8 protein-coding genes are annotated in these 12,932 nt (G+C 75.6%); 6 read left to right on the top strand and 2 right to left on the bottom strand.

Features of this window, described 5'->3' with window-relative positions; translation table 11 throughout:
- Nucleotides 1-114: 114 nt before the first annotated feature.
- Nucleotides 115-684: a hypothetical protein gene (locus ACFQ6N_RS14475; protein WP_380649230.1), complete on the bottom strand. Its 570-nt coding sequence runs from the start codon at nucleotides 682-684 to the stop codon at nucleotides 115-117.
- 254 nt (nucleotides 685-938) lie between these two features.
- On the opposite strand from ACFQ6N_RS14475, the gene ACFQ6N_RS14470 reads away from it, so the two are divergent.
- Entirely contained in the window at nucleotides 939-2,930 is a 1,992-nt protein-coding gene (locus ACFQ6N_RS14470) for a serine/threonine-protein kinase (protein WP_380649229.1), read from the top strand.
- A gap of 19 nt (nucleotides 2,931-2,949) precedes the next feature.
- Here the strand turns inward: ACFQ6N_RS14470 and ACFQ6N_RS14465 are convergent, their stop codons facing one another.
- Nucleotides 2,950-3,510: an SHOCT domain-containing protein gene (locus ACFQ6N_RS14465; RefSeq protein WP_380649227.1), complete on the bottom strand. Its 561-nt coding sequence runs from the start codon at nucleotides 3,508-3,510 to the stop codon at nucleotides 2,950-2,952.
- Nucleotides 3,511-3,567: 57 nt separating this feature from the next.
- On the opposite strand from ACFQ6N_RS14465, the gene ACFQ6N_RS14460 reads away from it, so the two are divergent.
- The 5 genes from ACFQ6N_RS14460 to ACFQ6N_RS14440 all read left to right on the top strand — a co-directional run bounded on the left by ACFQ6N_RS14460 (nucleotide 3,568) and on the right by ACFQ6N_RS14440 (nucleotide 12,401).
- Complete coding sequence (locus ACFQ6N_RS14460; RefSeq protein WP_380649226.1) at nucleotides 3,568-4,671, top strand: hypothetical protein; 1,104 nt, start codon at nucleotides 3,568-3,570, stop codon at nucleotides 4,669-4,671.
- A 161-nt stretch (nucleotides 4,672-4,832) separates the two neighbouring features.
- Nucleotides 4,833-6,665 carry a serine/threonine-protein kinase gene (locus tag ACFQ6N_RS14455; RefSeq protein WP_380649225.1) on the top strand — a complete coding sequence of 611 codons (1,833 nt, stop codon included), beginning with the start codon at nucleotides 4,833-4,835 and terminating at the stop codon, nucleotides 6,663-6,665.
- Nucleotides 6,666-6,804: 139 nt separating this feature from the next.
- Nucleotides 6,805-8,436, top strand: coding sequence for a succinic semialdehyde dehydrogenase (locus tag ACFQ6N_RS14450; protein WP_380649224.1), 1,632 nt, complete (start codon nucleotides 6,805-6,807; stop codon nucleotides 8,434-8,436).
- Nucleotides 8,437-8,524: 88 nt separating this feature from the next.
- On the top strand, nucleotides 8,525-10,387 hold the full coding sequence (locus ACFQ6N_RS14445) for a GMC oxidoreductase (RefSeq protein ID WP_380649222.1): 1,863 nt from the start codon (nucleotides 8,525-8,527) through the stop codon (nucleotides 10,385-10,387).
- Nucleotides 10,388-10,565: 178 nt separating this feature from the next.
- The gene (locus ACFQ6N_RS14440; RefSeq protein WP_380649221.1) at nucleotides 10,566-12,401 is read left to right on the top strand and encodes a hypothetical protein; all 1,836 of its coding nucleotides are present in this window, start codon (nucleotides 10,566-10,568) and stop codon (nucleotides 12,399-12,401) included.
- The last annotated feature ends 531 nt before the right edge of the window (nucleotides 12,402-12,932 follow it).

Raw genomic sequence — 12,932 nt, 5'->3', positions numbered from 1 at the left:
CGAGGGTACGGCGGGGGCCTTCGGGCTGTCCGGGGGCGTTCGCAGGCGTTCCTGGGCGTTCCTGGGCGGGCCCGGGCGGTCTCGGGCGTTCCCGGGCGGGGGTGCCCGCGCGGGTCAGTCGCGGTCGGCGGCGGTGCGCCGGGTGAGGAGGAAGCCGCCGATGAGGGCGATGGCGTAGAAGGCGGCGTCGAGGAGCCGGAGGTCGGCGCGCCAGGCGGTCAGGGCGTCCGGCAGCAGGCCGCGCGGGCCGGGGCCGTCGGCGTGCACCCGGCGGAGCTGCTCGGTCAGCTGGCCGAGGAGGAGCGCACCGGCCGCGAGCAGGGCGCCGAGCGGCGGGAGCAGCCGGTTCCGGCCACCGAGCAGGCCGAGCGGCAGGGCGACCAGGCCGGCCGGGGCGATGGCGAGCCAGCCGAGGCTGTCGGCGGCCCGCAGCGGGGCGCAGCCGTAGGCCAGGCCGCCGAGCAGCATGGCGAGGACGGAGAGGGCGACGGCCAGGGCGGTGCGGCGGCGGGGGACCGTCCGGCGGGCGGGGGCGGCGGGCTCGAAGCCGGTCACCGGGGCGCCGGGCATGCCGGGGGCGACGTAGCCTTCGGGGGAGACCGGGACCGGCGCCACCGAGTAGTGCTGGGCGGTGGCGCGTGGCCGGGCCGACGGGCCGTCAGTGCCCGGTGCGGGTGCGGTCATGGGCGTCGAGTCCCCCCGGAAAAGACGATGAGCTGCCGAACGGTAGCAGTGGCGCGGGCAGATCTTGGCGAGTTTTCGATCACAGATCGGGCACGGAGCGCCGCGCCCGTTCCGGTTCGTCCCGGCTTGGTACGGGGGCCGGGTGGTCGCGGGCCCCCTGGACAGGGGATGATGGAGGCTTCGGCGTTCGGGCCTGAGGCCGGGCCGACACGCCGTCACCAGAACTGCCGGCAGCACATGGGGGAACGTTCCGAATGACCCAGGCGCAGGGTTCCACCGGCCGCCTCCTGGCCGGCCGCTACCGCCTGAACGGCGTGCTCGGGCGCGGCGGCATGGGCACCGTCTGGCGCGCCGAGGACGAGATGCTGGGCCGCACCGTCGCGGTCAAGGAACTGCGGATGAACGCCAGCGTCGAGGAGGAGGAGAAGCACCGGCTGATCGTCCGGACGCTGCGTGAGGCCAAGGCGACGGCCCGGATCCGGCACAGCTCGGCGGTCACCGTCTTCGACGTGGTCGAGGAGGACGACCGGCCGTGGATCGTCATGGAGCTGGTCGAGTCCCGCTCGCTGGCCGACGTCGTCCGCGAGGACGGGCCGCTCGCGCCCGGCCGGGCCGCGGAGATCGCGCTCGACGTGCTGGGCGTGCTGACCGCCGCCCACGCGCTGGGCATCCTGCACCGGGACGTCAAGCCCTCCAACGTGCTGATCGGCGAGGACGGCCGGGTCGTGCTGACCGACTTCGGCATCGCCAGCGTGGAGGGCGACGCCTCGGTCACCTCCACCGGCATGCTGGTCGGCGCGCCCTCGTACATATCCCCGGAGCGGGCCCGCGGGCAGAAGCCCGGGCCGCCGGCCGACCTGTGGTCGCTGGGCGGCACGCTGTACGCGATGGTCGAGGGCCGGCCGCCGTACGACCGGGGCTCGGCGCTGGCCACGCTGACCGCGGTGATGACCGAGGACCTGACGGCGCCGGTGAACGCCGGGGCGCTGCTGCCGGTGATCGAGGGGCTGCTGGAGAAGGACCCGGCCGCGCGGCTGGACGCCTCGCAGACCCGGTCGATGCTCAAGCGGGTGGTCGCCGAGGCGACCGTGAAGGCCGAGTCGACCACCGAGCACGCGATGCCGGTGGAGAAGCCGGTCGCGGCGGCCGGGGCGGCCGGGCCGAAGGACAAGGCGAAGGACGGCGCGAAGGCCGGGGCGAAGGCCGCGTCCGAGCCGGCCCAGGAACCGCAGCCGGAGCCGCAGAAGCCCGAGGAGGGCCGGAAGCGGTCGGTGGGCGGGCTGCTGGGGACGGTCCGGGTGGGCAGCCGGGCCCGGGACGAGGAGCCGCCCGCGGGGGCTGTCGCCGAGCCCGCCGCCCCGTCGGCCGAGCCGGTGCCGGAGCCGATCCGGCCGGTCACCAGCGAGTGGACGATGGGGGCGACCCAGGCGGCCGGGGCCGACCCGCGCACCGGCCGGCGGCGGCTCGCCATCGCCACGGTGGTCCTGGTGCTGCTGCTGATCGCGGGCGTGGTCGCGGTGCTCCAGGCCGTCGGTAGCGGGGACGGCGGCTCGGACGGCGGTGCCACGAACGGCGCGGGTGCCACCTCGCCGCCGGTGGCGGTGGCCACGGACACCGTGCCGAGCCCGAGCGCGCCGCCCGCGACGGAGCCCCCGGCGGAGCCCGCGCCCACGGCCGCCGGGACGGCGGGCACCGACGCCGGCGCCCCGGCCTCCGCCCCCGCTTCCGCGCCGGCCTCCACGCCCGTCGTCCCGCCCGTGCAGCCTCCGGCACAGCCCCCGGCGCAGCCCGCGCCGGGTGCCGCGGTGCCGGCCGGGTACCACGAGTACAAGGACCCGAGCGGCTTCGGCGTCGTCCTGCCGGACTGGCTTCAGCCCGCCGGGTCGGACGCCAACCGGCGGATCTTCAAGAACGCCGCCGGCAGCCAGCTGCGGATCGAGTGGACGACCTCACCGGGCGACAGCGCGGTCGCCGACTGGCAGCAGTCCGAGCCCAACGTGCGCGGCCAGGTGACCAACTACCAGCGGCTGAACCTGTCGGCGATCACCTACCGGCAGTGGACCAACGCGGCGGACTGGGAGTGGACCAACGGCACGCCCAAGACCCACTCGCTCAACCGCGGCTTCGTGACCGGGACCCCGGCCAAGTACGGCTACTCGATCTACTGGATCGTCCCGGACGCGGAGTGGGCCGCGCAGGCCCCGGTCCGGGACGTCGTCTTCAACAGTTTCCAGCCCGCGCCCTAGCCGGGCAGCCGGGGCGGGTTCAGCCGATCAGGCGCTGCTTGGCGCGGGTGAACTCGTCCTCGGTGAGCGCTCCGGAGGCGTACAGGGCGGCCAACCGCTCCAACTGGCCGATGAGTTGCTCTCCGGCGTCGAGCCCGGTGCCGGTGCCGGGCCCGGCGGGGGCCGGGCCGGCCGGTGCGGGCGCGGCCGGCGGGGCGGTCCGGGCGAGCCGGGCCGACTCCCGCACCTGCTCGGCGAAGACGTCGGCCTTGGCCACGTCCTCGAAGCGGTGCGAGCCGGTCAGTGCGACGATCGTCAGCACATCGCCGTTGAGCTTGGTGCGGTTCACGGTGGCGTCGGTGACGGCGGTGAGCGGAACCGGTACCGGTGGCTTCCCGTCCTTCAGGAAGAGCAGCCGATGGGTGGTCAGCACGAGCACCCCCTTGCGGAAGTGGTCGGGATGGCGGCCGGCGGTGGAGGCCACCGGTTCCTCGCCGTCGATGACGGCCGCCTCGACCGTGCGGACGGCCTCCGCCCGGTTGGCTTGGTTGTTGTTTCCCGCCACCCTGAAGGCGGTGTCGATCAGATCGGTCCAGTCCATGGGGCCGAGCGTAAAGGAGCCGCTCAGTAGGCTGCTCGGTGAGCGAGAGGAACTGGCATGCGAGGAGGCTCCGGGCAGTTGTTGGCGGGGCGGTACCGGCTGACGGACCGTCTCGGACACCTGCGCGCCCACGCGGTGGACGAGCGGACCGGAGAATCGGTCCTGCTGCGCGCCCTGGAACTGCCCGCCCTGCTGACCGCGGGCCAGGACCCGGAGGACGTGGCGCCCGCTCAGGCCGACCGGCTGGTGCGGCGGGTGGCGGCGGTCGGCTCGACCGCGCCGGCCGCGCACCCGAGGCTGCTGCGCGGGGTCGGGGCCTTCGTCGACGGCGAACTGCTGTGGACGGTGGAGGAGCTCCCGGCCGGCACGACGGCGGACGAATTGCTCCTCTCCGGCCCGGTGCCGCCCTACCGGGCTGCCGAGTTGGCGGCGGACCTGGCCGGCGGGCTGCGGGCGCTGCACGGGGCCGGGCTCAGCCACGGCAACCTGACCGCCGCGTCGGTGCTGGTCTGCGAGGACGGCGCGACGATGCTCGGCGGGCTGCTCGCCGGGGTCGCGGAGGAGGCGCTGGCCGAGGAGCTCGGCGGGCCGGGCGGGCGGCGCCGGTACGACGTACGGGCCACCCTGGTCGGCCCGGTGGCGGAGCGCTGGCCGCTGGACGGCGGCCCGGCGGGCGACTGCTGGGCGCTCGGCGTGCTGGTGCACCGCCTGGTCACCGGCCGCTCGCCGTACCCGGACGGCAGCGTGCCCGAACTGGTGACGGCCGTGCGGGACGGGCGGCGCGAGCCCGCGGTGGTCTGCGGTCCGCTGGCACCGCTGGTCGAGCGGCTGCTGCAGCCCGACCCGGTGCTGCGGCCGACGGCCGAGGCGGTGGGGCAGGAGCTGGCGGCGCTGCTGGCGGGCGCGCCGGAGCCGGTCGACGAGGAGCGGGCGGCGCGGGCGGTGACGCTGAAGCCGGAGGCGCCGCTGGTGCCGGTCCGGCCGCGCCGGGGCGGCGGGCGGGGCGGCCGGACCGGGGGTGCGGGGAGCGGTCGGGCGGCCGGGTCCGGCGGGGCGAAGCCGCCTCGGATACCCCCGGCCCTCTTGGGCCCGCTGCTGGTCGGGGGAGTCTTCGTCCTGCTGGTGCTGGGAGTGGTCGCCGTGGTGATGTTCGCAGGCTGACGGCCCGGGTGGATCCGGGGCCGGCGGTCCGTGGGGCGGGCGTGATTACCCGGTGCGGCAAGGTACGCCTAATGTGTGCGTGGGATTTGTTCGAACAGTGGTCTGCACCAGGCCCTCCGTCGCGGTGACGGCAGGCGGAACGTGTGGGGGAGCGGTCGCAGATGGGTGTGCAGGACCGGCCGGATGAGGCCGAGGCGGAGCGGTTGCTGGCCGGGCGGTACGAGCTCGGCGAGCGGCTCGGCCGCGGCGGCATGGGCACCGTCTGGCGGGCCTGGGACCGGATGCTCGACCGCGAGGTCGCGGTCAAGGAACTGACCGTCAACCACCTGCCCGAGGAAGACCTCCAGATCCTGCACACCCGGATGAAGCGCGAGGCCAGCGCGGCCGCGCGGATCAAGCACCCGGGCGTGATCACCGTGCACGACGTGCTGGAGCAGGACGGCCGGCCGTGGATCGTGATGGAACTGGTCGACGGCCGCTCGCTGGCCGACGTGATCAGCCAGGACGGCACCCTGCAGCCGCGGGCCGCCGCCGAGGTCGGCAGCCAGGTGCTCGCCGCGCTGCACCGAGGCCACCAGCTGGGCGTACTGCACCGGGACGTGAAGCCGGCCAACGTGCTGCTGGAGCGCGGCACCGGGCGGGTGGTGCTGCTGGACTTCGGGATCGCGAAGTACGAGGGCTCGACCGAGCTGACCCGGCCGGGCGACCTGGTCGGCTCGCCGGACTACCTGGCGCCGGAGCGCGCCCAGGGCGAGCGGCCCGGGCCGGCCTCCGACCTGTGGGGCCTCGGGGCGACGCTGTACGCGGCGGTCGAGGGCCAGTCGCCGTTCCGCCGGGACTCGCCGATCACCACACTGGCCGCCGTGGTCGACGAGCCGCTGCCGGAGTCGCGCCGGGCCGGGTCGCTGGGGCCGGTGCTGGCCGCCCTGATGGCCAAGGACCCGGCCGACCGGCCGACTGCGGACGAGGCGGCCCGGATGCTGGCCGAGGTGCAGGCCGGGCACACCATGGGCTTCAAGTCGGTCGCCCCGATGCGGGCGCCGACCCAGTCGGTGCCGGTGGTGGACCGCAGCGAGCGGCCGGCGGAGGGCGTCGAGTCCGTCGAGGCCGGGGGAGCCGGGGGAGCCGCGGGGGCCGGGGAGGCCCCGGTGGAAGGCTCCGAGGGGCCGACCGAGCCCAAGGCCGCCGTCGGGAACGCCGTGGTCGGGAACGCCGCCGTTCCGGCCGGCCCCGGCGGGGCCGCAGTCCCCGCCGTCCAGGACACCTCCGGGGGCGCGGCGCATACCGGACAGGCGCACACCGGGCCGATCACGCCGGTCGCGCACTCCGTCGCGCCCGCGCGCGGACCGGCCAAGCGCCGCAGCACGGTGAAGATCGCCGTCATCGCGGTGGTGGTCGGCCTGCTGGCGGCCGGGGCGACCTTCCTCGTCACCCAGCGGGTGACGGGCGGCGGCTCCGACCTGCCGGCCACGACGGCCCCGGCCGAGCCGACCGGACCGGAGCACACCGGCGACGCCAGCCCCTCGGCGGCGGCGGCGCCCGGCGGCTACCACTGGGTCGACGACCCGGCCGGCTTCCGCTTCCCGCTGCCCTCCGGCACCCCGGCCTGGCAGCGCAGCAGCACGTCGGACAACCAGATCTACTACAGCCCCGACGGCAAGGTGCACTACCTCCAGTTCGCGGTCACCGTCGGCCAGTCGGTCAAGCCGCTGGAGCACATGCGGCAGATGGAGGGCTCCGTCTCCAAGTCGCTGAAGGAGTACAAGCAGCACAAGATGACGAGCGTCGCGGTCAACGGCCACGAGGCGGCCGTCTGGGAATTCAGCTACGCCGCCCAGGGCGGCGGCCGGCGCCGGGCGATCGAGGCCGAGTTCATCGACGACGACGGCACCAGCTACGCGATCTACTCGTCCAGCCCGGAGAAGGGCAACGAGTGGAACGAGGCCGAGCAGCGCTTCAACGCCGTGCTCCACTACTTCACGCCGACCCGCTGACGGCAGGCGGGCAGGCAGGCGGGCAGGCACGCAGGCGGGCGGGCCGGGCCGGGTCGGGACGCCCGCTTTCGCCCGACTGCGGCAGATTCTTGTTACCGACGGGTACCGGACCGGCCGCCGAAGGCCTAGGCTGCGCCGTATGTCGGACCTCACAGCAGATGCAGTGGCCACCGAACACCCCGGCGCCGGCAACCCGGCAGCCCCCGGCGGCGGCCGGACCGTCGCGGCGGCCGTCCCGGCGGCCCTGGTCACCCGGCTGGCCGCCGGCGTCACCGCCACCGGCGAGCCCGACCTGGTGGAGACCGTCGCCCCGCTGACCGGCGAGCGGCTGGCCAGCCTGCCGCAGTCCACCCCGGCCGACGTCGAGGTCGCCTTCCAGCTGGCCCGCCGTGCCCAGTCGGCCTGGGCCGCGCTGCCGGTGCGCCGCCGCGCGGGCGTCCTGCTGCGCTTCCACGACCTGCTGCTCAAGCGGCAGGACGAGGTGCTGGACCTGATCCAGGCGGAGACCGGCAAGGCCCGGCTGCACGCCTTCGAGGAGGTGCTGGCCGTCGCCATGGCCGCCCGGCACTACGGGCGGACCGCGCACGCGTACCTCAAGGACAAGCGGCGCGGCGGAGCGCTGCCGGTGCTCACCCACGCGGTCGAGGCCCGCCGCCCCAAGGGCGTCATCGGCCACATCTCGCCCTGGAACTACCCGCTGGAACTGTCGATCGGCGACGCCCTGCCCGCCTTCGTGGCCGGCAACGCGGTGGTCAACAAGCCCGACACCCAGACCGCGCTGACCGCGCTGTGGGCCCGTGAACTGCTGGTCGAGGCCGGGCTGCCGGCCGACCTGTGGCAGGTCGTGATCGGCGACGGCCCGGTGATCGGCCCCGCCGTGGTGGAGCACGCCGACTACGTCTCGTTCACCGGCTCCACCCGCACCGGCCGCGAGGTCGCCCAGCGCGCCGCCGCCCGACTGGTCGGCGCCTCGCTCGAACTCGGCGGCAAGAACGCCATGCTGGTGCTCGCCGACGCCGACCTCGACGCCGCCGCCGCGGGCGCCGTCCGGGCCTGCTTCTCCTCCGCCGGGCAGCTGTGCATCTCGATCGAGCGGCTGCTGGTGCACCACTCGGTGGCCGACGCGTTCCTGGAGCGCTTCGCCGCCCGCACCCGGGCGCTGCGCCTCGGCGGCGGCCTCGCCTACGGCGCGGACATGGGCTCGCTGGTCTCCGTCCGGCAGTTGGAGACCACCACCCGGCACGTGGAGGAGGCCGTCAAGGCGGGGGCCACCGTGGTGGCCGGCGGCCGTGCCCGGCCGGACCTCGGCCCGTTCTTCTTCGAGCCGACCGTCCTCGACGGCGTCACCCCGGACATGGCGGTCTGCGCCGAGGAGACCTTCGGCCCGGTCGTCTCGGTCTACCGCTTCGACACCGAGGAGGAGGCGGTGGCCGCCGCCAACTCCACCCCGTACGGCCTGAACTCCAGCGTCTGGACCAGGGACCTGCGGCGCGGCCGGTCGGTCGCGGCCCGGCTGCGCACCGGGACGGTCAACGTCAACGAGGCGTACGCGGCCGCGTACGGCTCGGTCGCCTCGCCGATGGGCGGCATGGGCGAGTCCGGTCTGGGCCGCCGGCACGGCGCCGAGGGCATCCTGCGCTTCACCGAGGCGCAGACCATCGCGACCCAGCGGCTGATGCCGATCGCGCCCTCGTTCGGCCTGGACGACAAGCAGTTCGCCGCCGTGATGACCGGCGGTCTGCGCGCGCTCAAGGCGCTGCGCTTCAGGTAGGCCGCGACGGCACGCGGGCCCCGGCGTCGTCCGGGGCCCGGTTCGCGGTGCGCACAGGCATGTTCATCCCGGCGAAGGAGCGGTGGCAATGGTGGAGTCCGGTGCGGCGGGGTCCGGTGGTGCGGAGTCCGGCGGCGCGGCGGAGTTCGACTACGACGTGGTCGTGGTCGGGTCCGGCTTCGGCGGTTCGGTCGCGGCGCTGCGGCTGACCGAGAAGGGCTACCGGGTCGCCGTCCTGGAGGCCGGGCGGCGCTTCGACCGGGACGAGCTGCCCCGGAACTCCTGGGACCTGCCGAACTACCTGTGGGCGCCGCAGCTCGGGCTGTACGGCATCCAGCGGATCCACCTGCTGGCCAATGTGCTGATCCTGGCCGGTGCCGGGGTCGGCGGCGGCTCGCTGAACTACGCCAACACCCTGTACGTGCCGCCGAAGGCGTTCTTCGAGGACCGCCAGTGGCAGCACATCACCGACTGGCAGGAGGAGCTGGCGCCGTTCTACGACCAGGCGCAGCGGATGCTCGGGGTCCGGCTCAACCCGACCGTGACCCCCTCCGACGTGCACCTCAAGGCGGCCGCCGAGCGGATGGGTGTCGCGGACACCTTCCACATGGCGCCGGTCGGGGTCTTCTTCGGCGACGGCCAGGACGCCGTGGGCGCCTCCGGGACGCAGCCCGGGGGAGGGAGCGCGAAGGCGGCACCCGGTGACGAGGTCGCCGACCCGTACTTCGGCGGCGCCGGCCCGGCCCGCAAGGCCTGCGTGGAGTGCGGCGAGTGCATGACCGGCTGCCGGCACGGCGCCAAGAACATGCTGACCGAGAACTACCTCCACCTGGCGGAGCGGGGCGGCGCGGAGATCCACCCGCTCACCACGGTGGCCCGGATCCGCGAGTACACCGGTGCCGACGGGCGGCAGGGCTACGCGGTGGACGTGCGGCGCACCGACGCGCGCTCGAAGACCGACCGGGTGAAGGCGGGCGCGCGGACCGTCACCGCCGCCCGGGTCGTCGTCGCGGCCGGCACCTACGGCACCCAGTCGCTGCTGCACCGGATGCGCGCGGCCGGGCACCTGCCCCGGATCTCCGCCCGGCTCGGCGAGCTGACCCGCACCAACTCCGAGGCCCTGGTCGGCGCGCAGACCACCGACCGGCGCTACGGCGCGCGGGCGGACTTCACCAAGGGCGTCGCGATCACCTCCTCGATCCACCCGGACGCCAACACCCACATCGAGCCGGTCCGCTACGGCAAGGGCTCCAACGCGATGGGCGCGCTGTCGATCGCCCAGGTCAGGGGTGGCGGCCGGACCCCGCGCTGGCTGCGCTACCTGGGCAACTCGGTGCGCCACCCGGTGACCTTCGCCCGCTCGATGAACCAGCGCGGCTGGTCCGAGAAGACGATCATCGGCCTGGTGATGCAGTCGCTGGACAACTCGATCACCGTCTCGCTGAAGAAGGGCCCGCTCGGCAAGGACCGGCTCACCTCCAGCCAGGGCCACGGCGCCCCCAACCCCTCCTGGATCCCGGCCGCCGAAAAGGGCGCCCAGGCACTGGCCGACGAGATCAACGGCTTCGCGGGCAGCACCGTCGGCGAGATCTTCGACATCCCGATGACCGCGCACTTCCTCGGCGGCTGCCCGATCGGCGACACCGCCGAGACCGGCGTGGTCGACCCGTACCACCGGCTGTACGGGCACCCCGGGATCAGCGTGGTGGACGGCGCGGCGGTCTCCGCCAACCTCGGCGTCAACCCCTCGCTCACCATCACCGCGCAGGCCGAGCGGGCCCTGTCGATGTGGCCGAACAAGGGCGAGGCGGACCCGCGCCCGGACCAGACCGAGGCGTACCGGCGGGTCACCCCGGTGGCGCCGGTGCGGCCGGCCGTTCCGGCGGACGCCTTCGGCGCGCTGCGGCTGCCGCTGCTGCCCGTCCCGGAGGTCCCGAAGAAGCGCGACTGACCCGGGGGCGGGCCCGGTCGGGAGCCCGTTTCGGGGGTGCGTCCGGGGTGCGTCCGGGCCCGGCTCGGAGGGCCAACCCGCTTGCCGTAGTCCCCGGTTGACATCCGTTCGGGTCCGATGGGATAAACGGGCTCCCTGGGGGCGCCCAGGGGCTTGTCGAGCGGGGGGAAACCGGTCCATGGCCAACTGCGCATCGTGCGGCGCGACTTCGGCGGCCGGGGCGCCGGTCTGCGAGTCGTGCGGGCGGCCGTTCGCCCCGCCGCCCCCGCCCGTCGTGCCACCCGCCGCGCCGCCCGCCGCACCGGCCGCACCGCCCGTCGCGCCGCCGGCCGCACCGCCAGTCGCGCCCGGGCACCCGCCGGGGTACGCGCCGCCGCCGCCCGCCCCGCCCGCGGCGGGCAGTTGGGGCGCCGGGACGCCGTACGTCCAGTCGCCGCCCGTCCACCGCCTGCTGACCGGGCCCGACTGGCGCCCGGCGTTCAAGGCCGCCGTCGCGCCGACCGCGGTGCTGCTGCTGGCGGCGCTGGTCGCGGCCGTCCCGAGCGACTACCAGTACGACTACCGGTTCCGGTCGCCCGGCTTCGGCGACCGCTTCGGCGCGACCCTGTCGTTGGCGCTGAACGCGCTCGGCGCGCCGTTCGAGCTCGGCTCCCAGACCCCGCTGATCCGGGGCCACGCCGAGCGGATGGACCTCGTCCTGCGGATGGCGCCGATGACCGTCACCCTCCTGTGGTGCCTGGCGCTCTGGTTCGGCCTGCGGGCCGGGCTGCACCGGCGCAAGGCGGCGCAGGGCCAGCTGACCCGCGGCCAGGCGGCCGGCGAGGCGCTGCGCACCGCCGTGGTCCTCGCGGGGGTGACCACGGTGCTCTGGGCGGTCGGCGGGACGACCTGGCAGCCGCAGGACGCCTACGACCTGCCCGACTACACCGGCGGCACCGGGCGGGACCTGGGCCGGTCGGTGGTCACCGCGGGCGCCGGCTGGCCGGAGGCGGCCGGCTGGACCGTGCTGCTCGCCGGACTGCTCGCCTTCGCCGTCTACGGCACCGACGCGTTGCGCTGGGCCGCCTGGCGCAACCGGTCGGTGCGCGGCTGGGCGGTGGCCGCCCTGACCGCGGGCCGGGTGATGGCGGTGTCGGTGGCGCTGTCCGCGGCGGCGGCCTTCGTGCTGGTCGCGGCGGACAGTACGGACGGCGGGCAGATCGGGCTGTCGCTGGCCGTCCTGCCCAACCTCGGTCTCACCCTGCTCGGCTTCGGCTCGGGGGCGACCTTCCGGGTCCACAGCGACGCGTCCGGTGCGGCGGGGGTCTGGAGCGACCCCAGCCCGGACTTCGACCTCTCCTTCTTCGACCTGCACGACGGGGTGAGCGCCGACTGGCGCTGGGCCGGGCTGCTGGCGCTCTTCGCGGCGGGCACGCTCGGCTGGACGGCGTACCGGCGGCAGCTGGACGCGGCCGACCGGCTGCGGCTGGCGGCGGTGTACGCGGTGGCGCTGTCCGCGCTGATGGCGCTGGCCGGGGCGATGATGACCCGGACCTCGTCCACGGCGGGCTGGAGCGGCACCTCCGACCTGGCGGTGTCCCGGGAGAACTCGATCGGGCTGGTCTTCCTGAGCGTCCTGGCGGCCAACGCGGCCTGGGCGGCGGTCGGCGCGCTGCTGCTGCCGCCGCTGCTGGCCTCCGTCCGCGGCGGGGGCACCGGGGCCGGGTACGCCGTGGCCGGGTACGCCGAGGCGCCGCACGGCGGTGCGCCGTACGCGCCGGTCCCGCCGCAGGTGCCGTACGGGCCGACGCCGCCGCACGGCACCCCGGTGCCGGGCGTTCCGGGGTACGGTCCCGCGCCGCAGGACGCGCCGCCCGCCGCCGGGGCCGGGGTGGGCGAGGTGCTCGGCTCGGACGGGGTGCCGGCCGCGCCCGCCGGGAGTCCGGCGCCCGCGGTCGAGGCGCCTCCCGCCGAGGTCCCGCGGCCCCGGGACGAGGAGCCGGTCGACCCGAGCGTCTGGCGCGAGCACCCCTGAGCCTGCCCTCCCGCTCCCGCCCCCGAGCCCTCCCGGCCACGGTGCGGCCGGGAGGAGAGGCTCCGGGAACGGGCAAAGGGCCCCGCGGGGGAACGGGGCCCTTTGTCGTTCAGCACTCGGCGTCAGGGCCGCGCCGGTGCTGGGGTGACGGCGCCGGGGGAGGAGCGCCGTCGTGTCGGTCGGCTTCGGTCGCGCCCCCGCGGCTCCGGCGGGGGTGGCCGGGGGTACGGGGCGCGTACGCTCGCGGAGCGGCGGGCGGTGCGCAGGTCTGCGCCGGTCCCTTGCTCACGGAGCGTGAAGTGAAAATCGCTGTCGCCTCCCTGTGCGGCGACTGCGCGCGGTCGTCGGCGGGCCCCCTCGGCGAGCCGTCAGGTCGCCGGGAGAACCGCTTACAACGAGCATCGTGCTGGACGAGGGGCTTGCTCTGCAACCGGTTCGGCACAGTTCGACTCGGTCCATTTACCGCAGGACCGGCGATCGATGATCACGGTGTGTAGCGGCCTGTGCGGCTGTGGCGCACGGGGACGCGCG

The sequence above is a fragment of the Kitasatospora sp. NPDC056446 genome (assembly GCF_042796115.1).
GTDB lineage: Bacteria > Actinomycetota > Actinomycetes > Streptomycetales > Streptomycetaceae > Kitasatospora.
Note: the sequence above shows the minus strand (reverse complement) of the source record. Positions and strands in the feature narration are given on the sequence as shown.

Coding starts and splice junctions, on each gene's coding strand:
- ACFQ6N_RS14475 (WP_380649230.1), bottom strand. CDS start 684: ATGACCGCACCCGCACCGGGCACTGACGGCCCGTCGGCCCGGCCACGC.
- ACFQ6N_RS14470 (WP_380649229.1), top strand. CDS start 939: ATGACCCAGGCGCAGGGTTCCACCGGCCGCCTCCTGGCCGGCCGCTAC.
- ACFQ6N_RS14465 (WP_380649227.1), bottom strand. CDS start 3,510: ATGGACTGGACCGATCTGATCGACACCGCCTTCAGGGTGGCGGGAAAC.
- ACFQ6N_RS14460 (WP_380649226.1), top strand. CDS start 3,568: ATGCGAGGAGGCTCCGGGCAGTTGTTGGCGGGGCGGTACCGGCTGACG.
- ACFQ6N_RS14455 (WP_380649225.1), top strand. CDS start 4,833: ATGGGTGTGCAGGACCGGCCGGATGAGGCCGAGGCGGAGCGGTTGCTG.
- ACFQ6N_RS14450 (WP_380649224.1), top strand. CDS start 6,805: ATGTCGGACCTCACAGCAGATGCAGTGGCCACCGAACACCCCGGCGCC.
- ACFQ6N_RS14445 (WP_380649222.1), top strand. CDS start 8,525: ATGGTGGAGTCCGGTGCGGCGGGGTCCGGTGGTGCGGAGTCCGGCGGC.
- ACFQ6N_RS14440 (WP_380649221.1), top strand. CDS start 10,566: ATGGCCAACTGCGCATCGTGCGGCGCGACTTCGGCGGCCGGGGCGCCG.